Raw genomic sequence first — 25,629 nt, 5'->3', positions numbered from 1 at the left:
CGAGTCGAAAACGCGAGACCTTGCCGACCACGCGTGACGCCGCGGTGACATGACTGCCACTAAGGTGCGATATCGACGATCACTTCACGCGACTCGGCCCGGCCTTGATCGTCGACCACGCGCAGCACGTAGCGCCGCCCCGACTCGGCCAGGTCGGGCATCCAGGCGAGGCCCTCGCCGGGCGCGGCACGGCCGACCAGCGCATCGTCGGCGAACCAATAGAGGGTCTGCGTGCCGGCCGCGGCCTCGGCGCGCAGCACCAGCGGCTCGGGCCTGGCCACGCGCAGCGTGTGGCGCACGCCGCGCAGCGGCGAGCTGATGAGCGGGGCGGCCTCGGGCGCGCCCGCGTCCTTCTGCTCGCAGCCGTCGGCGGGCACGCTGGCGCGCGGCAGGCCGGCCTGGCGGAACAGGCGGCGCATGTCGCTGCCCCATTGCTCGACCACCTGCTGGCGCGCGTTCGGCTGCGGACCGCAGACCACCTTGCCCGTGGTCTCGTCGACCCACACGGCGCGGTGCAAGTTGCTGACCTGGATCGGCGACTTGCCGGCGATGAACCAGGTGCGCGTGCGCACCGGGCACAGCGCATCGGGCAGGCCGCCGGTGGCTGCGCAGACCTCGACCTGGCGCAGGTTGGCCGGCTGCGTGACGGCAACCTCGCCAGGATCGAGCCGCTCGGCGCGCAGCGCGTCGACCATGCGCAGGAACAGCGGCGCGGCCGCGTCGACACCCACCAGCGCGGGGTTGCTGCTGCCGTCGAAGTTGCCGACCCACACCACCAGCACGTGGCGGCCGAACACGCCCGCGGTCCAGGCATCGCGAAAGCCCCAGGAGGTGCCGGTCTTCCAGGCGATGGCGGGCCGCGCGGGCAGGGTGGTGTCGGGACGCGGCGTCTGGCGCAGCATGTCGAGCGTGATGAAAGAAGCCTCTTCGCTCAGCAGCCGCAACGGCTGCGCGGGCCGCTCGTCGGGCGCAGGCTCGGTGTAGCGCAGCGGCTGCGCGATGCCGCCGTTGGCCAGGGTGCCGTAGAGGCCCGCGAGCTCCTCGGGCGTGACCTCGCCGCCGCCGAGCACCAGCGCGAGGCCGTAGTGCGATTCGCTCTGCAGCTTCTGCACGCCGGCCAGTCGCATGAAGTCGTAGAGGCCCGGCTTCGAGAGCTTCGCGGCCACCGCGACCGCGGGCACGTTGCGACTGCGGATCAGCGCCTCCTGCGCCGACAGCGGCCCCGCGAAGCGATGGTCGAAGTTCTCGGGCGTGTAGGGACCGAAGGCGGTCGGCGCGTCCTTCAGCATGGTCTTCGGATGCAGCAGGCCCTGGTCGAGCGCGAGCGCATAGATGAAGGGCTTGAGCGTGGAGCCCGGCGAGCGCTTGGCCTGGGTGCCGTTGACCTGGCCCGCGATGGCATCGTCGTGCCAGTCGGCCGAGCCGATCAACGCGCGCACCTGCATGGTCGAGGCATCGAGCAGCAGCGCGCTCGCGTTGTTCATGCCGACGTCGGCATGCGTGCGCAGGTACTGGGCCATCACGCGCTCGAGCGTGGACTGCATGCGCAGATCGAGGGTGGCGCGGATCTCGACCGGCGCCGCGACGCCGGCATCGCTTCGCGGCTGCGCGAGCAGCATGTCGGTGAGGTGCGGCGCCAGGAAGGGCAGGCTGCCGCGCGACTGCGCCGAGAGCACGAGCTGCGCATCGGGCGCATGCTGGCGCGCGGCGGGATCGCGCTCGGCCCACAGCGCCCAGAGGCGTTCGCGCGCGGCCTGCAGCTCGGTGTTGCGGCCGCGCTCGGCGATGCGCTTGACCGGGTTCTGCGGAATCACCGCGAGCGTGAGCGCCTCGGGCAGGCTGAGCCTGGCGGCGTCCTTGCGGAAGTAGATCAGGCTCGCGGCCTGCACGCCCTCGATGTTGCCGCCGTAGGGCGCGGTGTTGAGGTAGGCCTCGAGGATCTCGCGCTTGCCGTGGCGCGCCTCGATCCACAGCGCGGCGGCGATCTGCGCGACCTTGCCGCCGGCCGTGCGGCTGTCGATGCCATAGAGCCGGCGCGCGAGCTGCATCGTGAGGGTGGAGCCGCCCTGGCGGCGCTCGCCGCTCGCGATGCGCCAGGCGCTGCGCACCAGCGCCGCGGGGTTGACGCCCGGGTGAGCGTAGAAGCGCCGGTCCTCGTAGAGCAGCACCGCGTCGATCAGGGTGGGCGAGATGCGCGCTAGCGGCACCCACAGCCGGTACTGTTCATCGGCCGCGAGCGTGAGCCGCAACAGCTCGCCGCCGCGCGCATAGACGGCACGCGAGCTGCCCACCGTCTCGCTGAGCGGCGCATGCGGCCACAGCCGCAGTAGCGCGAGCAGCAGGGCCAGCAGCACGCCCGCGATCAGCAGGCGGCGACCCCGGCCTCGCCATGCGGAACGTGCGCGCGTCGTGGTCATGGGTTCGCCCCCGCCTCGGCTCAGTTCGCGACCACCTGGAAGCGCGCGCCGGCCGAGCGCGCGTAGATGCGCCGGTCGTACATCGCCTCGCCGTAGGCCGCGGGCACCACGAAGTCGCCGACGTTGGTGGCGCGCGCCTTGTAGGTCACCTCGAGCAGGTTCTTGTCGACGCTGCCGTAGAACACCACGCGGTCCTCGCGGATGTCGGCGTACTGCACCTTCCACGAGCCGTTGCCGCCCAGGCGCTTCTTCCAGACCGGCGCGTCGGCGTTCTCGCCCTCGGCGTCGTCGCCCACGGCCTGCAGCACGGGCTCGAGGCCACCGGGCAGCAGGTCGACCAGCGCGACGTCGGCGATCTGCGGCCGTTCGAGGCTGCGCACGCGCACCCGCACCGTGACTTCCTCGCCGAGCTTCGCCTTGGTGACCGGGTTGCCCTTGGCATCGAGCACCTCGTGGAACACCTCCAGCCCCTGGTTCACCGCGGTGTCGGGCAGCTTGCGTTCGAAGCCCTGCTCGGTCCAGCTGTAGTAGAGGTTGAAGTCGCTGTCGTTCGCGAGGCCCAGCTTCGCGGTGCCGACGGGCACCGCGGCGCGCGCCACCGGGTTGACGGCGCCGAGCGCGAGCGCCGCGGCCTTGCCCTGCGCATCGATGGCCGAGGCCGTGAGCTTGCCCTCGGCGTTCTGCGCCACGGCATCGAAGTAGGCATCGACCGCCATCAGCATCGCGGCCGACGACAGGCTGTTGTACCAGCCGTCGCGCACCATGCCGGCCATGCCTTCCCACACCGCGGGCTTCAGCGTCTTGAGCCGCACGGGGAAGTGCCGGCCCACCAGGTGCAGCATCATGCTGTCGTGCACCAGCGGGTCGTAGTAGCGGCCCCAGACGTTGCGGCGCTGGTTCTTCTCGGTGCGCGCGAGCAGGTCGGCCCACACGGGGTTGAGCAGCTCGTTGGCCACCTGCTCCTGCTTCACGAGCTGGTAGCTCGCCGCGAGGTAGACGGCGCCGAGGTCGTCGCTCCAGCCCGCGGTCTGCTTGGCCTGCTGGTTGCGCCAGGTCTCGCGCAGGTTGGCCAGCGCGGCCGGCACCACGATGCCCTGGCGCGTGAGCAGGTAGGCCGCCTGCGTGCGCTGGCGCCAGCCATCGAGCGACGAGTCGCCGCTGCCGAGCCAGCCCTGCAGGTAGGTGTTGGCGCGCTGCAGCAGGTCCTGCGGCACCGGCAGCTTGTGGTCGCGCGCCTCCACCAGCAGGTGCACCGCATAGAGCGTCGCGAACGGGTCGGCACCCGCGCCGGGCCACAGCGAGAAGCCGCCGTCGGCCGTCTGGCGCGCGCGCAGTTGCACGAGGTAGCGCTCGAGCGTCTTGCGCGCCTCGGGCAGCGGGCCCTGGTCGGCCGTGCGGCCGCGCGCCATTTCCTTCAGCAGCTCGGGCCGGCCCGCGAGCAGCACAGCCGGGAAGGTCTGGCTCGTGATCTGCTCGGTGCAGCCATGCGGATAGGCCTCGAGGTACTGCATGAGGCCGGTGGCGAAGGCCCAGGGCGCGGCCGACACCGCGAGGTCGCTGCGGCGGAAGTTCGGATAGAAGTCGCCCTTGCTCGCGATCTCGCCCGAGCGCTGGAAGCTGCCGGCCTGCACCAGCGAGACGAAGGGCGAGGCGGGCCGCACGCTCACCTCGGTGGCGAGCCGTGCGCTGAAGTTCTTGTGCGTGGAGGTGAACACCAGCGCCGACGAACCCAGCACCGCCTGCTCCCCGGGCTTGGCGCGCACGTTGAACTTCGTGCTGGCCTCGCCGCGCTCGTTGACCTTGAGCGTCTGCGTCGCATCGCCGACCACCTCGAGCCCGCCCGAGGCGGTGAGCGTGAGCGCGATCGGCGCCTCCTTGCCCGAGCCCGCGATGTTGTTGGCCAGGCCCACGCCGACCTCGACCGTGTCGCCGGGCGCCATCGCGAGCGGCGCGTTCGGCAGGATCACCATGTCGCCGCGCACCGTGGTGCGGGTGCTCTTCGCGGCCGTGGTCTCGTCGTTCACGGCCACCGCCATCACGCGCAGGCTGCCGTTGAAGCTCTCGGGCACGGTGTAGCTGAACTCGCGGCTGCCGTTCACGTCGACCAGGCCCGACCAGTAGGCCACCGGCTTGTCGCGCTTGCGCTTGAACGGGTTCAGGTGCTTGCCGAGCTCGCCTTCGCCGTCGCCGCCGGGCGCGGCGCCCTGCATCAGCTTCTTGAACTCGGGCAGGATCAGGTCGAGCGTCTGCAGGGTGCCGACCTCGAGCGCGCGCTTCTGGAAGAAGTGCTTGAGCGGGTCGGGCGTCTTGTAGCGCGCCACCTGCAGGATGCCCTCGTCGACCGCGAACACCACGGCGCGCGTGGGCTGGTCGCTGGTGAGCTTCATCTTCACGGTCTGGCCGGGCTTCACGAGCTCGGTGCTCGTGAGCTGCAGGTTGGCCGTGCGCTTCGACAGGCTGGTGGCGAAGGGCGCGATGCCGTAGGACAGCGGGCTCATGTAGACCTCGTCCGAGGCCGGGTCGCGCACGAAGTGCACGTTGATGTAGCCGGTGCCCTCGAAGTCCTTGGGCAGCACGATCTTCTGCACCGAGGCGGTCTTGTCGGTCTTGAACCAGGCATGCGCATAGACCTTGTCGCGCTCGATGGTGATCAGGCCGGCGCCGACGTAGGGCGCGCGGATGCTGACCTCGATCTCCTGTCCGGGCTCGTAGTCCTTGCGGTCGAGCGTGAGCTGCAGCTCGGCATTGCGGTCGAGCGAGCGGCTGACGTTGGCGTTGCCCGCCACGCTGTACTCGACGCGGTTGAGCTCGAGCCCGCCGGCATTGCGCACCACGTAGGCGAAGTTGCCGGGCGTGCCGGTGTCGAGCGCCACGTTGTTGCCGGCCGCGGCGATGGCCAGCGGCTTCTCGTCGAGCACGATCTCCTTGCGGCGCGATTCGTAGCGGTACAGGCCGTTGTCCTGCTTGATCAGCACCGACAGCACCTTGCGCTCCACGCGCTGCAGCACCAGGTCGGCCACCGCGGTCTTCTTCGCCTGCGGGTCGATCGCGATCACGTGCGCGTTGCGCGCCGCGCCCTTGCTCACGTAGCCGGTGTCGCCGTCGACCTTGACGCCCACCAGGTAGGGCAGGTCGCTCACCAGCGTGCGCGCCTCGGCCGACACGCTGCGCCCGCCCTCGGGTTCGAAGGCCTTGGCCAGCACGTGCACCTGGTAGGTGGCGGCCTCGAAGCGCGACAGCCGCAGGTCGAACTCGGCCTTGCCCTCGGCGCTGGTCTGCACGCTGCCGAGGTCGTCCACCTGCTTCTCGGCCGCGCGCTGCGGATCGAAGAAGGCGTAGTCGGCGAAGGCGCGGAACACCGGGAAGGCCGGGCTCAGCGTGAGCGTGCCCTCAACCTTGCGGTCGGGCGCGGGCGTGCCGAACAGGTTCTGCACGTCGATCAGCGCCTTCATGTCCTTGGGTTTCACCCAGCCTTCGGCGATCTCGCTGCTGAGCCTGGCCGTGACCTTGGTGCGGTCGGGCAGGAACTCCTGCACCTTCACCGTGGTGCTGCCCAGCAGCAGCCCCTGCACCTCGGGCGCGCCGGGCGAGGACTCGCGCGGCAGGTAGAGGTTGACGGTGTAGTTGCCGGTGGGCGAGGTGTCCTGCGTGGCGTGCGCGATCTCGGCCGCGCCGCCGGGGCCGAGGCGCAGCTTCTCGCGCCGCACGCTCAGGCCGCGCGCATCGATGATCTCGGCTTCGAGCGGCAGGTCGCGCAGCGAGGTGCCCCAGTTGCCGGCCTTCACCATCATCGCGATGTGCATGGTGTCGCCCGGGCGGTAGATGCCGCGGTCGCTGAAGACGTAGGCCGTCATCTGGTTCGGCACGCCGGCCGCGCGCAGGCCGCCGACGTCGAAGCGCGAGATGTCGAGCGTGCGGTCGGTCTTGTTGAAGGGCAGGAAGCTCAGGTCGCCGTCCTTGCGCACCACCAGCACCACCGGCTGCTTCTCGCGCTGGAAGCCCGCGAGGTTGGGCAGCTTCGCGCGGCCCGTGGCATCGGTGGCCTGCGACGCCACGATCATGCCGTTGCGGCCCCACACCTCGACCAGCGCGCCGCCCACGGGCTGGCCGTTGGCGATGCTCTGCACGAACACGTCGCGCGTGCCGTCGAGCGACTTCTTGGCGACGATGCCCAGGTCGGTGACAAGCACCAGCCGCTCGTCCTTCTGGTCCTCGGGGTTGCCGCTCTCGGGGTTGCCCTCGTCCTCGCCCGAGGACTGCTGCTCCTCGTCCTCGGACGACGCCTCGGTGGCGTCCGCTTCGCCCTCGGGCTTCTTCTTCGCCTTGGGATCGAAGCCCTGCACCTTGAGCAGGAACACGCCGCGCCGGTCGCTGATGTCGCTGCGCAGGTACTCGGCGAAATCGACCGTCTCGTAGTGCGCCTTGCCGGGCGGAATGGCCAGCGGGATCTGCTTCTCGAAGCGATCGACCAGGTTGTCGGTGCCGAGGCCGCCGTAGAACTTGGGATGCGAGAAATCGCCGTTACTCTGCGTCACCAGGTGCTGCAGCTGCTGCGGCAGCAGGCGCCCGATCTCGACGCGCACGCCCGGCAGGTCGCGCACCAGGATCGGCAGCTTGCGCTCGCCCGACAGCGCGAGCAGCGAACCCTGGCTCATGATCGTGAGTTCGGGCGCGAAGGTCTTGAGCAGCTGCACGCTCTGGAAGGCCGTGCCGAGCTGGTAGCCGCCGGGCGTCTTCAGGCCCTTGGCCACGCGCACCAGCAGGTAGCGCCCGCCTTCGGCCTGCGGCAGGCGGAAGCTGACCGTCTCGGTCACCTCGCGCTCGCTGGCGATGGGCTGCAGGCCGATCTTCTTCGCGCGGCGCAGCACCGCGTCGGTGATCTTCGCGGGATCGGCAGACCAGTCGAACCTGTCTTCCGGGTCGCCCTTGGGATCTTCGGTGACCGGCAGCAGCCAGGCCTGCACCAGGCGCGCCATCTCGCGCTCGTGCACCGGCATCGAGGCGCTGACATGCATCACGTGCTCGGGCTCGCCGTTCTCGCCCGTGACGATGGTGGGTTCGACGCTGGCGATGTCGAGGCTGAAGAGGCCGGGGATGTCGACCGCGCGCGAGACGTCGTTGCGCTGGCCCGGGCCGCCCTTCTGCGCCACCGCGCCGGCAGTGAGGCTCAGCAGCACGGGGCGGGTCTTCTCGGGAATGGGCAGGGGCTCGGACTGGACCGTGGCCGTGAGGCGCAGCTTGTCGTAGCTGACCGTGAATTTCTCGCTCGCGCATTTGCCGACGCTGAAGAACGAGCTGCTGCAGGCCTGGTCGTAGGTCAGCACCAGCCGCTTCTCGAACTCGGCGGTGTTCACGGGATGCGAGAAGCGCACCTGGAACAGCGCGCGCCGCACGTTGGCCTGCACCGGGTCCTGGTAGAACTCGGCGCTCGCGATGCGGGCGCTGAACTCGGCCGAGCTGAAGTCGTACTTGCGCTGTTCGATCTCGATGTGCGGTGCCAGCGCCTCCTTCGAGAGCTGCACCTTGTAGGCCTGGCCCACCGGCCAGTCCTGCGCGGGCAGGAACTCCAGCTTCTTGGCATCGGTCCAGGTCCAGCGGCCCGCGATGGCCGGCTCGATGCCGACACCCGTCGCCTCCTGGCCGACACGCGCGATCGGCGCGACTGAGGCCGAGAAATTGATGACGACCGGATTGGGCCCCTTGTCGAGCTCGATCTGCGTGCGCGGCGGCGGCACGATCTGCGCGGTCGCCACCACGGGCTCGACGCGATCGGGCGTGAGGCCATGCCACCACTTCAGGAGCTGCGGGCTGGCCATCCAGCCCGCGAACGCCAGCAACACCAGCAGCAGCACCCAGGCAAGCCGCTGCTGCAGCCATTGCAGTCCGAGCAGCAGCAGCGCGCCCGCGATGCGCAGCCAGCCCGGGGGTCGCCAGGAACCGATGAGCCCGCGCGCGAGCGGGCGCAGGAAGCCGAGCGCGCGGCCCAGCCCGGTGAAGAGCACGTCGCTGAGCGACGCGAGTTTTCGATTGGCAACTTGAAGCATGGAGGCTCCCCCGGTGTTTTTGTCGGCGTCTGGCAGTCTGTCCGCGGTCTGTGAACCCATGGCGGCGTGTGTGAAGTCTGTGTGAAAACCGCACAGGCCCGCGCCCCGGCCCGGCTCAGGGCGAGAGCGCGGGCTTGTTCACCATGAGCCAGAAGACCACGACCATGGCCACGAAGGCAGGGTAGCCGAGCCACTCCCACCAGCGCTGGTAGCGTGCATACAGCGGCGGCAACGGCAGGCCGTCGCGCTGCGCCTGCCCGGCGATCGCGGCCATGCGGATCTGCAGCCACACCACGGGCAGCCAGCAGGCGCCCGCGAACACGAACAGCCCCAGCGACAGCGCAAGCCACGGCGTGGACAGCGGCCAGCCTGCCATGTGGGCGAGCGCGAAGCCGGTGGCCGGCTGCAGGATCACGGTGGGCGTGGTGAACCACCAGTCGGCGCGCACCACCAGCCGGCTCACCACCGCCTGCGCCGCAACGCTGCCGCTGCGGTTGGCGAAGAACATGTAGAAGGCCGAGCCCAGCCCGGTGCCGACCATCAGCACGCTGGAGACGATGTGCAGCCACTTGAGGACCAGGTAGGTGTTCATGGCGTGGCGCGTCGGTACAGGTGCCACAGCAGCGCGGCGATCGGCAGGTTCTTGAGCAGCGGGCCCAGTGGATGCAGCCACAGCGCCGGCTGCAGGCCGGTGGCGACCGCCGTCATGAGCAACAGCAGGCCGAGCGCCGCGAGGTAACTGGCGCGGCCCGGCCGCCACCACAGCGCGAGGCCGACGACGAGGTCGGCCGCCGCGCCGCCGACGATCAGCAGTTGCACCAGCCAGGGCGGCGAGGCGATACCGGCCTCGGCCAGCACCCGGCGGCTCTGGCCGTCGAGTTCGACGATGCTGACGACGGCCGTCACCAGCCAGACCGCGACGAGGCTCAGGCGCAGCAGGCGGTCGTCGTCGGCCGGGCGGGTCATGGCATTCGCGGCGTCTCGTCGACCACGTCCGTCACCATGCCCCAGCGCGCGAACTCGGGTTCGAACTCGGGCAGCGCGAGCAGGCCCATGCAGGCCTGCGCGCCGACGGGCAGCGCATCGCCGCGCGCGAGCCGGCGCGCCAGCAGGATGGCGGCCATGCAGGGAATCTCGGGCCCATGGTTGTCGTCGGCCGCGATGTGCCAGGCGCGTTGCGCCGCGGCGCCTCGCGCGTCGATGCCTTCGACGCGCACCACCATGCCGCCGAGCGCGCTGCCGAACGCATCGAACAGGCCGCCCGTGGCATGCAGCAGCGGCGCCAGCTTCTGCGGCGCGGGCAGCAGGCCGATGCGGCGCAGGGCCGCCAGGAAGGCGAAGGCCTGCTGCGTGAGGCCCACCTCGAGCGCGGCGCGAAACATCACCGACTGCACGCCGGCATGGCGCGCCGGGAAGAGTTCGAGGTCGGGGATGTCGCACAGCGCGCCGCGGCGCGGACGCATGCGCGCGAAGCGCACGGTCGAGGGCCGGGCCCAGCCGGGCTGCTCGGTCCAGCGACCGTGCTGCCAGACGCGGATCGGCGCGCCGCAGTAGGCGAGCACGCCCGCGAGCGTGGCCTCGCCGCGCGGCGCGCCCTGGGCCGGTGCGATGCAGATGTCGATGCCGCGGATGCCCTGCCAGCCGGCCGCGAGGTGGTCGACCACGGCCGAGGAAAGCGCCGGCACGGTGCTCGCGCCCGTGACGGCCGTGCGGCCCGCGTTGCGGAAGGCGCCGTCGAGCGCCGCGGGAAAGTCGCAGACGAAGCGACGTCCGTCGGCCAGATCGATGTAGTGCGCGCCGGCGGCGGCCACCGCCTGCGGCACGCGATAGTCCTGGTTCTGGAACGGACCGGCCGTGTGGATGACGAGCTCGACGCCGAGCTCGCGCAAGCTCTGCACGAAATCCGGCGACTGCGCATCGACGCGAACGGCACGCGCCCCGCCCGCCAGCGCTTGCGTGAAGGCCGTCGCCCGTTCGAGATCGCGCCCGCCCACCAGCAGCTCGATGGCCGTATCGGCGGCCAGCGCGCGGCTGATGCGCGCGCCGAAGTTGCCGTAGCCGCCGAGCACCAGCGTCTTCATGCGAGGCTCGCTCCGGCCACATGCCCGCGCGTGAAGGCTTCCTCGAAGATTGAATAGCCCGACCAGTCGGCATGCGCGAACGACAGCCGGCCCGCGATCACGCTGCCGCGGTGGGCATCGTCGGGCGCGGTGCGCTGCGAACCGATCTGCGCCAGCAGTCCGGGCCGCGGAATGGCCATGGCATGCCCGTAGCGCGTGATCTCGATGCGCGTGGCCAGCGCGGGCAGGTCGGGGTGCGGCACCGAGAGCTCGGCCAGCAGGTCGTCGCGCCAGCCGGTCCAGGGCCGCTCGAGCAGCAGACGGCGGCCGTCGCCCGCGTCGTAGCGGCTCGGGCCCAGCGGTCGGTACCAACTGAGCACGGTGCCGCGCGGCGTGGGGTCGAGCGTCTGGTGGCGCGCATCGACATAGCCGAGGCCGCGCGTGCCGTAGACCACGTTGTCCCAGCTCGGCGCGGCACCGGGGCGATCGACCAGCGGGCCGCGCAGATGCACGTTGGCCACCAGCCAGGGCGCATGGCGCACGTGCGCCGCGGCATGCGCGAGCACCGCGGGCGCGTTCTCGACCACGCGCGCGGCGACGAACACCGGCAGCGCGACGATGCAATGCGCGGCCTGCCAGCGCACCAGCGATTGCGAGGCGGCATCCCAGGCATCGACCTCGACGCCGCCGCGCACCTCGGCGATGCGCACGACCACCTGGCCCGTGCGCAGCCGTTCGCCCAGCGGCACTGCCAGCTGCTTCGTGAGCCAGCCGTTGCCCTCGGGCCAGGTCAGCACGCCGTCGCGCTCGGGGTTGGTGTCGTTGGCGCTGCCCGACGGATCGCCGGGTGCGTGGAAGCCGTGCCGGCTCGCGAAGTAGTGGATGCCGGCCCAGGCCGAGACCTGCTCGATGCCCGCGCCGTAGTCGTCGCGGCAGCAGTAGTCGAGGTACCAGCGCAAGTGGTCGTCGCTGAAGCCCTCGCGGTCGAGCCAGGCCGAGAAGGCCTGCGCATCGAGCGCCAGCAGCTCGGGCGTGACCGCGACCTTGAGCGTGGGAATGGCGAAGTGGGCCGCATGCTGGAGCGCGTCGATGCGCTGCGCGAAGCGGCGGTACTGCGCCTGCGTGTCGGCGCCCACGCCATGCACCGGCAGCAGGCCGTCCTGCCACTCGCCGTGGAAGAACAGCCGCTCCTGCGGGCTGTGGCACAGCGTGCGCTCGTCGTATTCCCAGCGGCCGGCCACGCGCCGGCGCAGGCCCAGTTCCTCGAGCAGGTCCTGCACCTCGCGCGCATCGTCGCCGGGCACCGGCAAGTAGTGCGCGCCGAGCGGGCAGGCGATGCCGTTGACCATGCCGCCGCGCGCATTGCCGCCCGCGCTGTCCTCGAGCTCGAGCAGTGCGAAGTCGTCGATGCCCGCGAGGCGCAGCGCGCGCGCCGCCGCGAGCCCGGCGACGCCGCCGCCGGCGATCAGCACGCGGGTCCTGCGGGTGCTCGCGGGCGCGCGCGACTTCAGCGTGCCGTCGCGCATCGCGTGGCCGCGCGCCATGTCGATGCCGGTGAAGCCGCCTTCGATGGGCGGCGGCGCATCGCAGCCGGCGAGCGCGAGCGCACCGGCGGCGCCGACCGTGCCGAGGAAGCTGCGCCGCCTCATGGCCGCATCGCCCGCGCGCTCAATGTGCCATGACCTTGCCCCACTCCTGTTCGTAGGTGGTGACGAGGACCTGGTTGGAAAGCCGGTTGACCTCGGCCGGCACGCGCGCCATGTCGAGCGGGAAGTCGAACATCAGCGGCAGCGTGGGCGCGGACAGGAAGCGCAGGCCCGCGGGCAGCGCGTCTGGCTTCCGGTAGGGGCGGTGGCTCGCGATGATGAAGCCCCATTCACCGAAGCTCGGCACGTGCACGTGATAGGGCGTCGCGGTCAGGCCCACCGACTCCACCGTCTGCGCCACGGTCCAGAAGCTCTTGCGCGCCACCAGCGGCGAAGTGGTCTGGATCACCGCGTAGCCGCTGGCCGCGAGACGCTTGTCGAGCAGCGCGTAGAAGCTGTTGGTGTAGAGCTTGCCGATCGCGAAGTTGGTGGGATCTGGAAAGTCGACCACGATCACGTCGAACAGGTCGTCGTCACCGCGCTGCTGCAGCCACTGGAAAGCATCGGTGTTGACGATCTTGAGCTTCGGCGACGACAGCGAATGGCCGTTGAGCGCGGCCAGCGTCTCGTGCTCGGTGAACAGCTTCGTCATGTTCGGATCGAGCTCGACCAGCGTGACCGACTCCACCGAGGGGTACTTGAGCACCTCGCGCACCGCCATGCCGTCACCGCCGCCGAGCACCGCCACCTTCTTGGGCGCGCCGTGCGCGGCCATCACGGGGTGCACCAGCGCCTCGTGGTAGCGGTATTCGTCGCGCTCGGCGAACTGCAGGTTGCCGTTGAGGAACAGCCGGTGCCCGAGCAGCCCGCGCGTGACCACGATGCGCTGGTAGGGCGAGGTGGCGCTGAAGACGATGCGGTCCTGGTAGAACTTGTCCTCGGCCAGCGTGGTGATGTGGTCGGCGCCGATGAAGCCGCCCAGCAGCGCCGCGAGCGACAGGAAGCAGGCCAGCGCATGCGCGCCGACGCGCCGCAGCTCGTGGCGGAACAGCCAGAGCGCCCACACCGCCACCGCCGCGTTCATGAAGCCGAACAGCAGGCCGGTGCGGATCATGCCGAGCTGCGGCACCAGGATCAGCGGGAAGGCCACCGACACCGCGAGCGCGCCGAGGTAGTCGAAGGTCAGCACCTGCGACACCAGGTTCTTGAGCGCGACGTTGCGCCGCAGGATGCGCATCACCAGCGGGATCTCGAGCCCGACCAGCGTGCCCACCACGATCACCAGTCCGTACAGCAGCAACCGGAACGCTCCAGGCGCGTAGGCGTTGGCCAGGAACAGCACGGCCGGCAGCGCGCCGCCGATCAGCGCCACCATCAGCTCGATGCGCAGGAAGTGGGCCGGCAGCTGGCGGTCGAAATAGCGCGACAGCCACGAGCCCACGCCCATCGCGAACAGGTAGGTGCCGATGATGGTGCTGAACTGCAGCACCGAGTCGCCCAGCAGGTAGGAGCTGAGCGCCGCCGCGCTGAGTTCGTAGACCAGCCCGCAGGCGGCCACCACGAAGACGCTGGCGAGCAGCGCGATCTCGACGGGCTGCGGCCCGCGCGCATCGGCCGGGCGCGCGGACAGGGCCTGCTCCTCGCTCAATGGATGGCGGCGGCGACGATGATGCTGATGCCCAGGCTCATCGCGGCGACGACCAGGCCCAGCGCCACGTTCTGCTTCTCGACGATCTCGCCCCAGAGGTCATAGGGCGTGATCTTGTCGATGATCAGGAAGCAGAGCCAGAAGATCACCACGCCGATCAGCGCGTACACGAGCGATCCGAGGACCACGCCAGGTTTCAGCCATTCAAATCCCATGGGGACCTCCAGTCGTATCTGTATCTATCAGTCGATGAATCGGCAGCGCGATCTTCGTCATTTGTGGCCACCGCCGCTCGAGGAGCCGCCGTAGGAGCCGCCCGAGCTGCGGTAGCCGCCGCCCGAACCGCCGCTGCTGCTGCTGCAGGTGCTCAGGATGATGAGCAGCACGATGATCACGATCGCGATCACCACGATCGTGCCGCAACCCAGCCCCGAGGCCGCGCTGACCGGCGACGCGTCGGAGCGCTCGAACAGGTCCTTCTTGGCATCGAGCTTGAAGGCCGTGGCGACCGCGCCGCTGTCGATCTTGCTGCCCGAGGACCAGGTGAGCTCGTTGACCGAGCGCTCCATCGACAGCAGGGCGCCGCCGACCGCGAAGTCGCGGTTGAAGGTCTTCTGCCCGCGCTCGACCTGCCAGTAGAACTCGCCGGCCACGTAGGTGGTCTCGGCGTTGTAGGCGTACTGCTGCTGGTAGCGCTTGCCGAGGTAGGTGGCGGTGCTGCCGTTCTCGGCCATCACCGGCGCGCCGGTGGTGGGGCGCACCATGCTCCAGCCGTCCTCGGCGTCGACCAGGAAGCTGAAGCCGCGCTTCTTGTTGTAGAGCAGGTACTCGTCCCAGCCGAACTGCTCGTCGTCGCCGGGCTCGCTGCCCATGCGGTGCTGGAAACCCACCACCTGCCATTGGGCGCCCTGCAGCTGGCCCATGCTGCCCAGCGCGATCAGCGGGCGCACCGGCTCGTTCTGCGCCGCATGCTTGAGCTCGCCGCCGATGCCCTGCGTGAGGTCGATGATGCTGTTGCACGAGCGGCAGGTGACGCTCTTGCTGTCAGCCAGGTTGAGCGTGACCGGCGAGCCGCAGTTGGGGCAGTTGAAGCTGCGCCCCTTCTCGTCCTTGGCCGAATCCTCGCGCAGTCCGGTGAGCTGCAGCGATTCGAGATCGACCGAACGGCCCAGCGAGGCCGTGGGCGGCTGCGAGCCGTAGTCCAGGCTCAGCACCAGGCCCTTGTCGTTGCGCAGCTCGACCACCTGGAACGGCCGGCCGAGCTCGGGCAGGTGCGGCAGTTCGCCCTGCGCCGAGACCAGCGTCACCTCCTCGTTCGAGGCGACGGTGTAGCTCTGGCCGTTGAAGGCGCTGGTGGCGCCCACGCGCAGGTCGGCCGCGGCCGGCGCCGTGCGCTGCAGTTCGAACGGCAGGGAGAAGACGTAGGCGCCGTTGTCCTCGCTGAGCACGCCGGTGCGGTCGCCATCGAGGGCCGCGATCCACTCGGTCCAGCGGCCGCCGGCGTACTTGTACTGGAGCCGGCCGACGATGGTGAAGGGCTTGTCCTGGATCCGGCCCGCGGCGAACAGCTGCAGCGGGCTGAAGTCGTCGAACAGCTCGGCCATCTTGCCGGTGCGCGCGAGCGTGTCGCCCTGGCGCACGACGGTGCTCTGGCAGTAGGGGCAGACCGCATGGGTCGACTGGGCCGATCGGAACTCGACCGGCGCGCCGCAGCCGGGGCAGGGCGCGCGGTAGTAGCGCTGGGTGCCGCCGGCTTCCTCAGCCATGGCGCGCACGCGCGGGCGCGAGGCCCGCAGCATTCTTCCAGCCGATCATGCCTCTCACGCCCGTCGAGCGGGCGTCAGGCGCTATACAGAACATAGCGCCGGGTCAGACCAGCTTCTTGAGCAGTTCGGCCTTCTTGGCGTCGAACTCTTCCTGGGTCAGGATGCCCTTGGTCTTGAGTTCGCCGAGCTTCTCGAGCGTCGTCATCACGTCGTTGGGGTTCACCACCGCCACCGCCGGCTGCTGCTGGGTCGCGGCCGCCTGGGCCGCAGCGTTCGGGCTCAGGCCCTGCGCGAGGTTCTGCGCCAGCACCTGGCCGAGCGCCACGCCGGCGCCCAGGCCCATCGCGTCGCCCGCGATGCCGCCTCCGTTGGCGGCACCCTCGGCGAACTTGGGGATCGCCTGCGCCGTCTGGTACTGCATGAACTTGCCCATGTCGTTGCCGACCATGCCCATGCCGATCTTCTGGTCGAGGATCTTCTGCAGTTCCTCGGGCAGCGAGACGTTCTGGACCGTGATGTTCTCGAGCTTGATGCCGATCTTGGCGAACTCGGGCACCAGCTGGGCCGCCAGCGCCTGCGCGAACTGGATCTGATTGGCCGCGAGGTCGAGGAAGGGCACGCCGCTGGAGGCGATGGCGTTGCTGATGTTCTGCAGCACCAGGCCGCGCAGTTGGCCGTCGAGGTCGGCCACGGTGTAGATGTCGCGCGTGCCCGAGATCTCGGTGTGGAACAGCTTGGCGTCGCCGATGCGGAACGAGTAGTTGCCGAAGGCGCGCAGGCGCACGGCGCCGAAGTCCTTGTCGCGGATGGTGATGGGCTGCGGCGTGCCCCACTTCTGGTCGACCTGCTGGCGCGTGCTGAAGAAGTAGACGTCGCTCTTGAACGGGGACTCGAAGAGCTTGTCCCAGTTCTTCAGGTAGGTCAGCACCGGCAGCGTCTGCGTGCTGAGCTTGTACATGCCGGGGCCGAACACGTCGGCCACCTGGCCTTCGTTGACGAACACCGCGACCTGCGACTCGCGCACCGTCAGCGAGGCGCCGTTCTGGATTTCCATTTCCGCCATCGGGAAGCGCCAGGCCAGCGTGCCATCGCCGGACTCGGTCCACTGGATGATGTCGATGAACTGTTTCTTGATGAAATCCATCAGGGCCATGGCTGCGCTCCTCTAGAGGGTTTTTGTGCGGACTTGGCATATTGCCACAGCGACTTGACCGCGGACCCGTGCTTTTGGTCATTTTGGTCATGGCTGCACCCTGGCCAGGCGTCATAGTCCGTCATCGTCCGAGGTCTACAATCGGCGCCCCCAGAAGAAGCGCCTCAGGAGCAACGGCACATGTCTGACACGACCCCTTCGTCATCCTCGACTCCCTCGCCCGAAGACAAACGCGCCGAACTTCGACGTGCCGCCCTCGAGTACCACGAGTTCCCGGTCCCCGGAAAGATCTCGATCGCCGCGACCAAGCAGATGGTCAACCAGCGCGACCTGTCGCTGGCCTACTCGCCCGGCGTGGCCGCGCCCTGCGAGGAAATCGTCAAGGACCCGGCCAACGCCTTCAAGTACACCGCGCGCGGCAACCTCGTGGCGGTCATCACCAACGGCACCGCGGTGCTGGGGCTCGGCGACATCGGCCCGCTGGCTTCCAAGCCGGTGATGGAAGGCAAGGGCGTCCTGTTCAAGAAGTTCGCCGGCGTCGACGTGTTCGACATCGAGATCGACGAGAAGGACCCTGCGAAGCTGGTCGAGGTGATCGCCGCGCTCGAGCCCACCTTCGGCGCGATCAATCTCGAGGACATCAAGGCGCCCGACTGCTTCTACGTCGAGCGCGAGCTGCGCAAGCGCATGAAGATCCCGGTCTTCCACGACGACCAGCACGGCACGGCGATCACCGTGGCGGCGGCCATGCTCAACGGCCTGAAGGTGGCCGGCAAGGACATCGCCGACGTGAAGCTCGTGACCTCGGGCGCGGGCGCCGCGGCGCTGGCCTGCCTGAACCTGCTGCTCAAGGTCGGCCTGAAGCGCGAGAACGTGTTTGTGACCGACCTGGCCGGCGTGGTCTACGAAGGCCGCACCGAGCTGATGGACGACGACAAGCGCCAGTACATGCAGAACACCACGGCGCGCACGCTGGCCGAGGTGATCGAGGGCGCCGACGTGTTCCTCGGCCTGTCGGCCGGCGGCGTGCTCAAGCCCGCGATGGTCGCCAAGATGGCGACGCGCCCGGTGATCTTCGCGCTGGCCAACCCGAATCCGGAAATCACGCCCGAAGACGCGCGCACGGTGCGCGACGACATCATCATGGCCACCGGCCGCACCGACTACCCGAACCAGGTCAACAACGTCCTGTGCTTCCCGTACATCTTCCGCGGCGCGCTCGACTCGGGCGCGACCACGATCACCGACGAGATGGAGATCGCCGCGGTGCACGCCATCGCCGAGCTGGCGCAGGCCGAGCAGAGCGAGCGCGTGGCGGCCGCCTACGTCGGCGAGAAGCTGTCGTTCGGCCCCGAATACCTGATCCCGAAGCCCTTCGACCCGCGCCTGATGATGAAGATCGCGCCGGCCGTGGCCAAGGCGGCCGAGGAAAGCGGCGTGGCGCTGCGTCCGATCAAGGACATGGACGCCTACCGCGACAAGCTGCAGAGCTTCGTCTACGCCTCGGGCACCACCATGAAGCCGATCTTCGACGCCGCCAAGCGCGCGCCGAAGAAGCGCGTGGCCTACTGCGAGGGCGAGGAAGAACGCGTGCTGCGCGCCGCGCAGATCGTGGTCGACGAGGGCATCGCGCGCCCGACGCTGATCGGCCGCCCGGCCATCATCGCCCAGCGCATCGAGAAGTTCGGCCTGCGCCTGAAGGAAGAGCTCGACTACGACGTGGTCAACGTCGAGCAGGACCACCGCTACCGCGACTTCTGGCAGACCTACCACCGCATGACCGAGCGCAAGGGCATCACGGTGCAGGTCGCCAAGATCGAGATGCGCCGCCGCCTCACGCTGATCGGCGCGATGCTGCTGCACAAGGGCGAGGTCGACGGCATGATCTGCGGCACCTGGGGCACCACGCTGATCCACCTGCACTACATCGACCAGGTGATCGGCAAGCGCCCCGGCGGCTGCGCCAGCACCCCGCAGGACGTGCCGGTGTATGCCTGCATGAACGGCCTGCTGCTGCCCGACCGCCAGGTGTTCCTGGTCGACACCCACGTCAACTACGACCCGACGCCCGAGGAACTGGCCGAGATCACGACCATGGCGGCCGAGGAGATGATGCGCTTCGGCCTCAAGCCCAAGGCGGCGCTGCTGTCGCACTCGAACTTCGGCACCAGCAACGAGCCGAGCGCGCTGAAGATGCGCAAGACGCTCGACCTGCTGCGCGTGCAGGCGCCCTGGCTCGAGGTCGATGGCGAAATGCACGGCGACGTGGCGCTCGACAGCAAGCAGCGCGCGGTGGTCATGCCGCACAGCGCGCTGGCCGGCGATGCCAACCTGCTGGTTTTCCCGAACATCGACGCGGCCAACATTTCCTACAACCTGCTCAAGACGGCGGCCGGCGGCAACATCGCGATCGGCCCGGTGCTGCTCGGAGCGGCCAAACCTGTGCACATTCTCACGGCGAGCGCCACCGTGCGGCGCATCGTGAACATGTCGGCGCTCACGGTGGCCGACGCCAACGCAGAACGTTAAGCTTTAGCAAGCATTTCTTCGAGAGTGGACGCCAACTTATGGCGTCCCTGTCAAGCCCTCGATGCTGCTCAAACTTTGGGCAGTCGCTTGCTATTTTCGCCAGCGTGGTGCACACTCGCGGGCTTGGATTTGCGGGTTAACCCCAAGGTTGATCGCTGATCCGAACCCCCCGCTCTTTTCTTGTGGTGCCTCTTTATGGCGATGGCGTCTTGCGCCTCGATCACGTCCTCTGTCGCTAAGTTTGCGCTCACCGGCTTCATGCTGGCAGCGCTGGCGACGACGGGGGCCGAGGCCCGCGGATGGTTCGGCGCCGGGAATTCCACCGCCCAGGAAACGATTGCGCTGGCCGAGCTGCCGGTGCAAGGCCAGCGTACCTACGAAGCCATCCTGAACGGCGGTCCCTTCCGGTACGACAAGGACGGCTCGGTGTTCGGCAATCGCGAGCGGCTCCTGCCCTCGGCCCAGCGCGGCCACTATCGCGAGTACACGGTGAGCACGCCCGGATCGCGCGATCGCGGTGCCCGGCGCATCGTGTGCGGCGGCGAGAAGCGAACGGCACCCGAGGCCTGCTGGTACACGGCGGACCACTACGCGAGTTTCAGACGGATCACGCCATGAGCGACGACAACGACTTGAGCGGCGCACCGAAGCGCCCCGAAGAAATGATGATGACTATGGAAAGACCAGCGGAGATGACTTTATCCCTTCGTGCCGTACGCCCGAACATCGTGCAATCGATTCGCGCGTTCCGCGTGAGCGACCTGCAGGACGCCGCCAACGCGGCGGGCCAGCACTTCCTGTATGCCAACCTCGGCAACGCACAGACCAAGCAGGACGTGCTCGACCTGATCGCCCAGCAGTTCACCTTTCCGGCGCACTTCGGCAAGAACTTCGACGCGCTGTACGACTGCATGACCGATCCGTTGCATAAATCGGGCCCGCAGCCCGGTTTCGTGATCGTTCTCGAACAGATCCCGGCCAACGGCAAGTTCGACAAGGAAGCGCGCGAGCAGCTGCTCGACATCTTCCGCGACGCGTCGGACTACTGGGGCGACCGCAAGGTGCCCTTCCGGTGCTTCTATTCTTTTCTGTAGCCCGTTCTGCACAAACCAGCCAAGCAGAACGGGCGAACGAGGCCCAGCCGACCAGCGCGGCAACCCTCGATGGCATCCAGATCGACCCGGCGACCGTCCCCCCCGCGGTGACGGCCACCGCGACCGACGAACCCACCGGCGAAAAAATGCCGACCGACAAACTGGTCGACGTCTCGCCGCTGGCCTTGCGCATGAGCAGCCCGTTCAACGCGGGTTACTGGCTCGCCGCGGCGTAATCAAGAAGAAAGAAGCGCTCGCCGGGCGCGTCCCGGCACCGCAAGAAAAAACCCGTCATCGACGGGTTTTTTCGTTTCTCTCGCGGCCCGCGCAACGGCTCGGTCGCTTCAGCCGAGCCCCGGCGTCTGCGCCAGCGCCACGTACTGGTCGACCGGCACTTCCTCGGCGCGCCGCTGCGTGTCGAATTCGCCGGCGAAGCCATGCTCGTCGAGCCATTTGCCGAGCGTGTGGCGCAGCAGCTTGCGGCGCTGGCTGAACGCGACCTGCACGATCTCCTCGAGCCGCTTCGCATCGACCGCCGGCGGCGCGGCCAGCGGCACCATGCGCACCACGGCGCTGTCGACGCGCGGCGGCGGATCGAAGCTCTCGGGCGGCACGAACAGCACGTTCTCCATCTCGTAGCGCCACTGCAGCATCACGCTCAGGCGGCTGTAGTCCGAGGTGGCGGGCCGCGCCACCATGCGGTCGATCACTTCCTTTTGCAGCATGAAGTGCTGGTCGGCCACCAGGTGGGCATAGCCCAGCAGGTGAAAGAGGATCGGCGTGGAGATGTTGTAGGGCAGGTTGCCGACCACGCGCAGCGCGGTGGTCGGCACCTTCGCCGCCAACGCCGCGAAGTCGACCTTGAGCACGTCGGACTCCACCACCTCGAGCTGCGGATGGCTGCGCAGCCGCTTGGCGAGGTCGCGGTCGAGCTCGATCACGGTGAGCCGGCCGAGCCGCTCGACCAGCGGCTGCGTGAGCGCCGCGAGGCCGGGACCGATCTCGACCATGGGGTCGCCGGGCTGCGGCGCGATCTCGCGCACGATCGCGTCGATGATGCCGCCGTCGGACAGGAAGTGCTGGCCGAAGCGCTTCCTGGGAATGTGCGCCATCGTGTGTCGATCAGGACTGCGGGGGCTCGCGGAACTCGACGTAGGCGCGCGCGCGCACTTCCTGCGCCCAGGTGTTGAAGGCTTCCTCGGTGCGCTGGTCGCGCAGCACGGCACGGGCGGCTTCGCGCTGCTCGTCCTGGCTCGGCTTGACGTTGCGGCGCTCGAGCACCTGGATCAGGTGGACGCCGAAGCGCGACACCACGGGATCGCTGATCTGGCCCGGCGCGAGGCGGTTCATGGCTTCCTCGAACTCGGGCACGTACATGCCCGGGCGAGCCCAGCCGAGGTCGCCGCCGTCCTTGGCGCTGCCGTCCTGCGAGTTGTCGCGCGCCAGGCTGGCGAAGTCGACGCTGCCGCCGCTGGCCTCGATGCGCCGCTTGAATTCGGCCAGCTGCGCCACCGCCTGCTCGGTGGTGCGCTTGGGGTCGTTCTGCAGCAGGATGTGGCGCGCATGGGTCTGCGTGACCACCGCGTCGGCCGAGCCGACCTGTTCCTTGGCGATCACCTTGACGACGTGGAAGCCGGCGGACGAGCGCACCGGCCCGACGATGCCGCCCACGGCCGTGGACTGGACGGCCTCGACGAACAGCGGCGGATAGCGGTCGGCGGTGCGCATGCCGAGCGCGCCGCCATTGGCGCGATCGGGGGCGTCGGAGTTGCTCTGCACCAGCTTGGAGAAGTCCTCGCCGGCGCGCGCGCGCTGCGCCAGGCCCTGGGCCTTCTGCTGCGCCTGCGCCACCTGCGCGTCGGTGGCGTTCTCGGGCACGGCCACCAGCAATTGCGCGAGGTTGAGGTTCAGCATGGACGGATCGCCCTTGCCACCGCTGTTGCGCTGGTCCTGCAGGAACTGGTCGGCTTCGGCGTCGCTGACCTTGACCTTCGAATCGACCTCGCGGCCGCGCAGGCGCGTGAGCAGGAGCTGGTCGCGCAGGTCGTTGCGGAAGGCCTGCAGGCTGATGCCTTCGGCGGCCACGCGCTGGCGCAGCTCGGGCAGGGTCAGCTGGTTCTGGCGCGCGACGGTCTGTTCGGCCTGGTCGATGGCGATCTCGTCGACCTTGATGCCGGTTTCCTTCGCGAGCTGCAATTGCGCGCGCTCGGAGATCAGCCGCTCGAGCACCATGCGCCCGAGTTCGGGGCGCGGCACGCGCTCGGCGTCGGGGTTCTCCTGGATCAGCCGCTGCACGCGGGTCAGCACCTCGGTGTTGGTGATCGGTTCGGAATTGACCAGCGCGACGATGAACTCGGCCGAGCGCTGCACCGGTGCGGCCGGCGCGGCGGGCCGGGCGGCCGGCGGTGCCAGGCGCGGACCGGCGCGCATGATGTCGGTGATGCCGCCGCCGGAGCGGAAACCCTGCTGGGCGCCGGCAGTTGCGGCCAGCGCGGCGAGGCAGGCCAGGCTGAGAATGGAACGGATGTGTTTCATGGCGTTGCTCGGTCTCTCGTCTCAGTCGTAATTGGTGAAGCGGCTCGGCCCTTCGACCGGTGTGCGCAGGGGCTGGTAGCGTTGGATGTTGGTGCGCAGCGCCTGCATCGGGCTCGAGCCGATGGCGGCGAAACCGACGAATTCGAGCTGGAACATGATGCGGGTGTTGGCCGTCACCTGGCCGGTGCTGACGCGCTGCAGCACCACGCGCCCGATCCAGCAGCAGCCGTCGTACTCGACGCCGAGGACGCCGTCGGTGAGCTTGCGGTCCTGCAGATCGTAGTTCAGACGACCCACCGCGTACCAGCGTCCGCCGCCCTGGCCCTTGCCGGGGCCGAGGTCCTTGCCCTTGTCGCCCCAGAAGTCGTTGAGCGGCCATTGCCAGCCGACGTCGATCGACTTGCTGCCGTCGTTGACGGTGGTGGTGTTCGGGTTCAGCGCCTTGGCCGCGAGGTAGGCATCGCTGGGCGCCTGGTAGCGCAGCGCGATGTTCACGTTGTGATAGGGCGCCGGGTTGTAGCGCGCGCTGATGGCGCTGCGCGTGGACTTGCGGGTGTCGGGGTTGTACTGGATGACCGTGTCCAGGCTCCACTTGGGCGTCCAGTTGATCTGGCCGCCCAGCAGCAGGTCGCTCGCGCGGTCCGTGACCGGATTCGCGCCCGGCAGCGTGACGCGCTGGTCGGCGAAGCGCAGGCGCTGCGCGACGCCGAAGCGCGCGGCCTCGGCACCGGTGTCGGGATCGATCAGCCGCGAGGTCACGCCCATGGTGAGCGTGTTGGTGTCGGAGATGCGGTCGTTGCCCGAGAACGCGTTCTCGGTGTAGATGGTCGCGAAGCTGAAGTCGTTGGCGGCCGTGTCGTAGTTCGGCAGCTTGCTCTGGTCGCGGTAGGGCGTGTAGACGTAGTAGGCGCGCGGCTCCAGCGTCTGGCGGAAGGCGCGGCCGAAGAAGCTCGCGTCGCGCTCGAAGATCAGGCCGCTGTCGAGGCTGAAGGTCGGCACCGTGCGGTTCGACGAGGTGGGCCAGAACACCGGCGAGCTCGGGTCGTACGGAATGCCGTTCACGTACTGCACGCCGTTGAGCGTGAGCTTCGGGATGTCGGCCTGCGGCACGTAGTAGCTGTACGAGGTGGCGTGCAGCTGCACCTTCGGAATGACGAAGGTGCTCGGCGTGATGAAGGGCCGGCTCAGCGCCGCCACGGCATACAGCCGGTCGCCGTCGGGCTGCGACTGCTGGATCGCGTCGTAGCCGGGCTGGCCGGCGGCGATGCGGTTCACGCGAAAGCGCGTGTAGTCCGTGGTGAAGGAGAAGTCGAAGCCGCCCCAGTCGTACTTGTTGTAGTTGGCCGTGATCTGCGGCATCCGGTCGTACGACGGCACGATCGGCGCCAGGCTGTACTGCAGCGTCTGGTAGCGCAGCGCGCGCACCACGCCGCTCCAGTCGCCCTTGCTCCAGTTGAGCGAGGCGTCATTGGGCAGCAGGCGCTGCGACAGCGTGGGCGTGCGGGTGAAGTCGCGCCAGTAGTCGTCGTCGCTGACGCGGTTGATGTTGATGGTGGCCGAGAGCGAATCGAGGCCGAGCGCCTTGGCATCGAAATTCTGGTGGTGGTTGGCCCAGATGCCCCAGCGCTTGGAGCTCGGCTGCGGCCGCAGGTCGAGGTCCTTGGCCTGGATCTGGCCGTTGGCCAGCTGCTGCAGCTGCGAGGCACGGGCTTCGTTGAAGCGCTGGCCCAGCAGCCGGTCGCTGCCCATCAGGTCGAGCCGGATCGTGCCGTTGTATTCCTTTTCGAGATAGCGGAATTCCGAACCCAGGTTGATGCCGCGCTTGGACATCAGCGTCGGCGTGATGGTGGCGTCGCGGTTCGGCGCGATGTTCCAGTAGTACGGCTGCGAATACTCGATGCCGTTGGTGTTGTCGATGCCGATGGTGGGCGGCAGCAGGCCGCTCTTGCGCTCGTTCGACAGCGGGAAGCTCAGGCTGGGCAGCGCCGGCGTGGTGATGCCCATGAAGCTCATCCGCGCGTCCTTGGCGACGCCCACGTTCTCCTCGGTGTCGGTGGTGAGCGAGGCGGCGGTCAGGATCCACGCGGGCATCCAGCCGGGGAAGTCCTCGCGGCGGCAGGTGGTGTAGGTGGCCTGGCGCGCGACCGACACGTTGGTGTCGACGAAGTCGATGCGCTGCGCGTCGCCGTGCCCGCCATTGGCAAGGAAGGAGTAGCGCACGTTGTTGAAGAAGCCCTCGAAGGTCTCGAGCTTGAGCTCGAGCTCGGGACCCTCGTAGACGTTGCCGGCCTGGTTGACGCGCACGTTGCCCGTGGCACGCGCGCGGTCGTCGGGCTGGTAGTACTCGAGGCGGTCGGCGGTGATGGAAGTTTCGCCGCGCCGCAGGCTGGCATTGCCTTCCACCACGGTCTCGAGGTCGGGCCGGCCCGAGATGCGGTCGCCGCTCACGAGGCTGGGCAGCTGGCTGCGCAGCAGCGGCGGAATGGTTTCGGCGAGCTGGGGCGTGCGCTTGAGCGTGAGCGGGCCGTCCAGGCCCGTTCCCTGCGCCGACGCGCCATGCGCGTGCAGCAGCGCCAGCGTCAGGAGGGCCAGCGGCAGCGGCGGGCCGGAACGGCGCACGTCGACTCGTCGGCTCATCAGGCCTCCCGCCGATCCGTTCCGAGAAGAGCCCGGCGTCCTCCCGAGGAAGGCAGCGAGCGCACAAGGTGCCAGGCGTCGGGGCATGGATTCGTAGGCATCGGTTCGGACAAAGGAAACGTCGGGGGAGGCGGCGCGGCAGGCCGGCCGGTTGCAGGAG

The 25,629-nt window shown here is 69.2% G+C and carries 17 protein-coding genes; 4 read left to right on the top strand and 13 right to left on the bottom strand.

Annotation, left to right across the window (positions count from 1 at the left end; genetic code table 11):
• Positions 1 to 59: 59 nt before the first annotated feature.
• From pbpC to AC07RV_RS15475, 10 genes are all read right to left on the bottom strand, one after another.
• Positions 60 to 2,417, bottom strand: a complete 2,358-nt coding sequence (gene pbpC, locus AC07RV_RS15520; RefSeq protein ID WP_296774727.1) for a penicillin-binding protein 1C — start codon at positions 2,415 to 2,417, stop codon at positions 60 to 62.
• A gap of 20 nt (positions 2,418 to 2,437) precedes the next feature.
• Complete coding sequence (locus AC07RV_RS15515; RefSeq protein ID WP_296774726.1) at positions 2,438 to 8,461, bottom strand: alpha-2-macroglobulin; 6,024 nt, start codon at positions 8,459 to 8,461, stop codon at positions 2,438 to 2,440.
• Between the two features lie 115 nt (positions 8,462 to 8,576).
• Positions 8,577 to 9,053, bottom strand: a complete 477-nt coding sequence (locus AC07RV_RS15510) for a DUF2269 family protein (RefSeq protein WP_208513843.1) — start codon at positions 9,051 to 9,053, stop codon at positions 8,577 to 8,579.
• Positions 9,050 to 9,427, bottom strand: a complete 378-nt coding sequence (locus tag AC07RV_RS15505) for a DoxX-like family protein (RefSeq protein ID WP_296774725.1) — start codon at positions 9,425 to 9,427, stop codon at positions 9,050 to 9,052. Before AC07RV_RS15505 ends, AC07RV_RS15510 begins: the two co-directional genes overlap by 4 nt.
• Positions 9,424 to 10,542 (bottom strand): saccharopine dehydrogenase family protein, encoded by a 1,119-nt coding sequence (locus AC07RV_RS15500; RefSeq protein ID WP_296774724.1) that lies wholly within the window; start codon positions 10,540 to 10,542, stop codon positions 9,424 to 9,426. The genes AC07RV_RS15505 and AC07RV_RS15500 overlap by 4 nt, the downstream gene beginning before the upstream one ends.
• Entirely contained in the window at positions 10,539 to 12,170 is a 1,632-nt protein-coding gene (locus AC07RV_RS15495; protein WP_296774723.1) for an FAD-dependent oxidoreductase, read from the bottom strand. The genes AC07RV_RS15500 and AC07RV_RS15495 overlap by 4 nt, the downstream gene beginning before the upstream one ends.
• 19 nt (positions 12,171 to 12,189) lie before the next feature.
• Positions 12,190 to 13,755 carry a polyamine aminopropyltransferase gene (locus tag AC07RV_RS15490; protein WP_444814398.1) on the bottom strand — a complete coding sequence of 522 codons (1,566 nt, stop codon included), beginning with the start codon at positions 13,753 to 13,755 and terminating at the stop codon, positions 12,190 to 12,192.
• On the bottom strand, positions 13,752 to 13,970 hold the full coding sequence (locus AC07RV_RS15485) for a DUF350 domain-containing protein (protein WP_019653703.1): 219 nt from the start codon (positions 13,968 to 13,970) through the stop codon (positions 13,752 to 13,754). Before AC07RV_RS15485 ends, AC07RV_RS15490 begins: the two co-directional genes overlap by 4 nt.
• Before the next feature lie 57 nt (positions 13,971 to 14,027).
• Positions 14,028 to 15,521, bottom strand: coding sequence for a DUF4178 domain-containing protein (locus AC07RV_RS15480; RefSeq protein WP_296774721.1), 1,494 nt, complete (start codon positions 15,519 to 15,521; stop codon positions 14,028 to 14,030).
• A gap of 103 nt (positions 15,522 to 15,624) precedes the next feature.
• A complete protein-coding gene (locus tag AC07RV_RS15475) occupies positions 15,625 to 16,674 on the bottom strand; it encodes an SPFH domain-containing protein (protein ID WP_296774719.1) in 1,050 nt (349 codons plus the stop codon).
• A 180-nt stretch (positions 16,675 to 16,854) separates the two neighbouring features.
• Between AC07RV_RS15475 and AC07RV_RS15470 the strand changes: the two genes are divergently transcribed.
• The 4 genes from AC07RV_RS15470 (at position 16,855) to AC07RV_RS15455 (ending at position 20,533) form a co-directional block, all read left to right on the top strand.
• Positions 16,855 to 19,203, top strand: coding sequence for an NADP-dependent malic enzyme (locus tag AC07RV_RS15470; RefSeq protein WP_093343554.1), 2,349 nt, complete (start codon positions 16,855 to 16,857; stop codon positions 19,201 to 19,203).
• A gap of 201 nt (positions 19,204 to 19,404) precedes the next feature.
• Positions 19,405 to 19,821, top strand: coding sequence for a guanyl-specific ribonuclease (locus tag AC07RV_RS15465; protein ID WP_296775086.1), 417 nt, complete (start codon positions 19,405 to 19,407; stop codon positions 19,819 to 19,821).
• 50 nt (positions 19,822 to 19,871) lie between these two features.
• A complete protein-coding gene (locus tag AC07RV_RS15460) occupies positions 19,872 to 20,297 on the top strand; it encodes a barstar family protein (RefSeq protein ID WP_093344142.1) in 426 nt (141 codons plus the stop codon).
• Positions 20,276 to 20,533, top strand: a complete 258-nt coding sequence (locus AC07RV_RS15455; protein WP_143129161.1) for a hypothetical protein — start codon at positions 20,276 to 20,278, stop codon at positions 20,531 to 20,533. The genes AC07RV_RS15460 and AC07RV_RS15455 overlap by 22 nt, the downstream gene beginning before the upstream one ends.
• 108 nt (positions 20,534 to 20,641) lie before the next feature.
• On the opposite strand, the gene rsmA is transcribed toward AC07RV_RS15455, so the two are convergent.
• From rsmA to AC07RV_RS15440, 3 genes are read right to left on the bottom strand one after another with little or no spacing between them, the layout of a single operon-like run.
• On the bottom strand, positions 20,642 to 21,409 hold the full coding sequence (gene rsmA, locus AC07RV_RS15450; RefSeq protein WP_296774718.1) for a 16S rRNA (adenine(1518)-N(6)/adenine(1519)-N(6))-dimethyltransferase RsmA: 768 nt from the start codon (positions 21,407 to 21,409) through the stop codon (positions 20,642 to 20,644).
• A 10-nt stretch (positions 21,410 to 21,419) separates the two neighbouring features.
• Positions 21,420 to 22,832 carry a peptidylprolyl isomerase gene (locus AC07RV_RS15445; protein ID WP_093343557.1) on the bottom strand — a complete coding sequence of 471 codons (1,413 nt, stop codon included), beginning with the start codon at positions 22,830 to 22,832 and terminating at the stop codon, positions 21,420 to 21,422.
• A 21-nt stretch (positions 22,833 to 22,853) separates the two neighbouring features.
• On the bottom strand, positions 22,854 to 25,469 hold the full coding sequence (locus tag AC07RV_RS15440; RefSeq protein WP_208513835.1) for an LPS-assembly protein LptD: 2,616 nt from the start codon (positions 25,467 to 25,469) through the stop codon (positions 22,854 to 22,856).
• Positions 25,470 to 25,629 lie beyond the last annotated feature (160 nt).

Source organism: Variovorax sp. GW821-FHT09B01 (genome assembly GCF_059418345.1).
This window is presented reverse-complemented; position numbering and strand designations above follow the sequence as displayed.

Excerpts from the sequence above, each read along its gene's own strand:
- AC07RV_RS15470 (WP_093343554.1), top strand. The coding sequence starts at position 16,855 with ATGTCTGACACGACCCCTTCGTCATCCTCGACTCCCTCGCCCGAAGAC.
- pbpC (WP_296774727.1), bottom strand. The coding sequence starts at position 2,417 with ATGACCACGACGCGCGCACGTTCCGCATGGCGAGGCCGGGGTCGCCGC.
- AC07RV_RS15505 (WP_296774725.1), bottom strand. The coding sequence starts at position 9,427 with ATGACCCGCCCGGCCGACGACGACCGCCTGCTGCGCCTGAGCCTCGTC.
- AC07RV_RS15515 (WP_296774726.1), bottom strand. The coding sequence starts at position 8,461 with ATGCTTCAAGTTGCCAATCGAAAACTCGCGTCGCTCAGCGACGTGCTC.
- AC07RV_RS15495 (WP_296774723.1), bottom strand. The coding sequence starts at position 12,170 with ATGAGGCGGCGCAGCTTCCTCGGCACGGTCGGCGCCGCCGGTGCGCTC.
- AC07RV_RS15485 (WP_019653703.1), bottom strand. The coding sequence starts at position 13,970 with ATGGGATTTGAATGGCTGAAACCTGGCGTGGTCCTCGGATCGCTCGTG.
- AC07RV_RS15480 (WP_296774721.1), bottom strand. The coding sequence starts at position 15,521 with ATGGCTGAGGAAGCCGGCGGCACCCAGCGCTACTACCGCGCGCCCTGC.
- AC07RV_RS15465 (WP_296775086.1), top strand. The coding sequence starts at position 19,405 with ATGGCGTCTTGCGCCTCGATCACGTCCTCTGTCGCTAAGTTTGCGCTC.
- rsmA (WP_296774718.1), bottom strand. The coding sequence starts at position 21,409 with ATGGCGCACATTCCCAGGAAGCGCTTCGGCCAGCACTTCCTGTCCGAC.
- AC07RV_RS15460 (WP_093344142.1), top strand. The coding sequence starts at position 19,872 with ATGACTATGGAAAGACCAGCGGAGATGACTTTATCCCTTCGTGCCGTA.
- AC07RV_RS15440 (WP_208513835.1), bottom strand. The coding sequence starts at position 25,469 with ATGAGCCGACGAGTCGACGTGCGCCGTTCCGGCCCGCCGCTGCCGCTG.
- AC07RV_RS15510 (WP_208513843.1), bottom strand. The coding sequence starts at position 9,053 with ATGAACACCTACCTGGTCCTCAAGTGGCTGCACATCGTCTCCAGCGTG.
- AC07RV_RS15475 (WP_296774719.1), bottom strand. The coding sequence starts at position 16,674 with ATGGCCCTGATGGATTTCATCAAGAAACAGTTCATCGACATCATCCAG.
- AC07RV_RS15445 (WP_093343557.1), bottom strand. The coding sequence starts at position 22,832 with ATGAAACACATCCGTTCCATTCTCAGCCTGGCCTGCCTCGCCGCGCTG.
- AC07RV_RS15500 (WP_296774724.1), bottom strand. The coding sequence starts at position 10,542 with ATGAAGACGCTGGTGCTCGGCGGCTACGGCAACTTCGGCGCGCGCATC.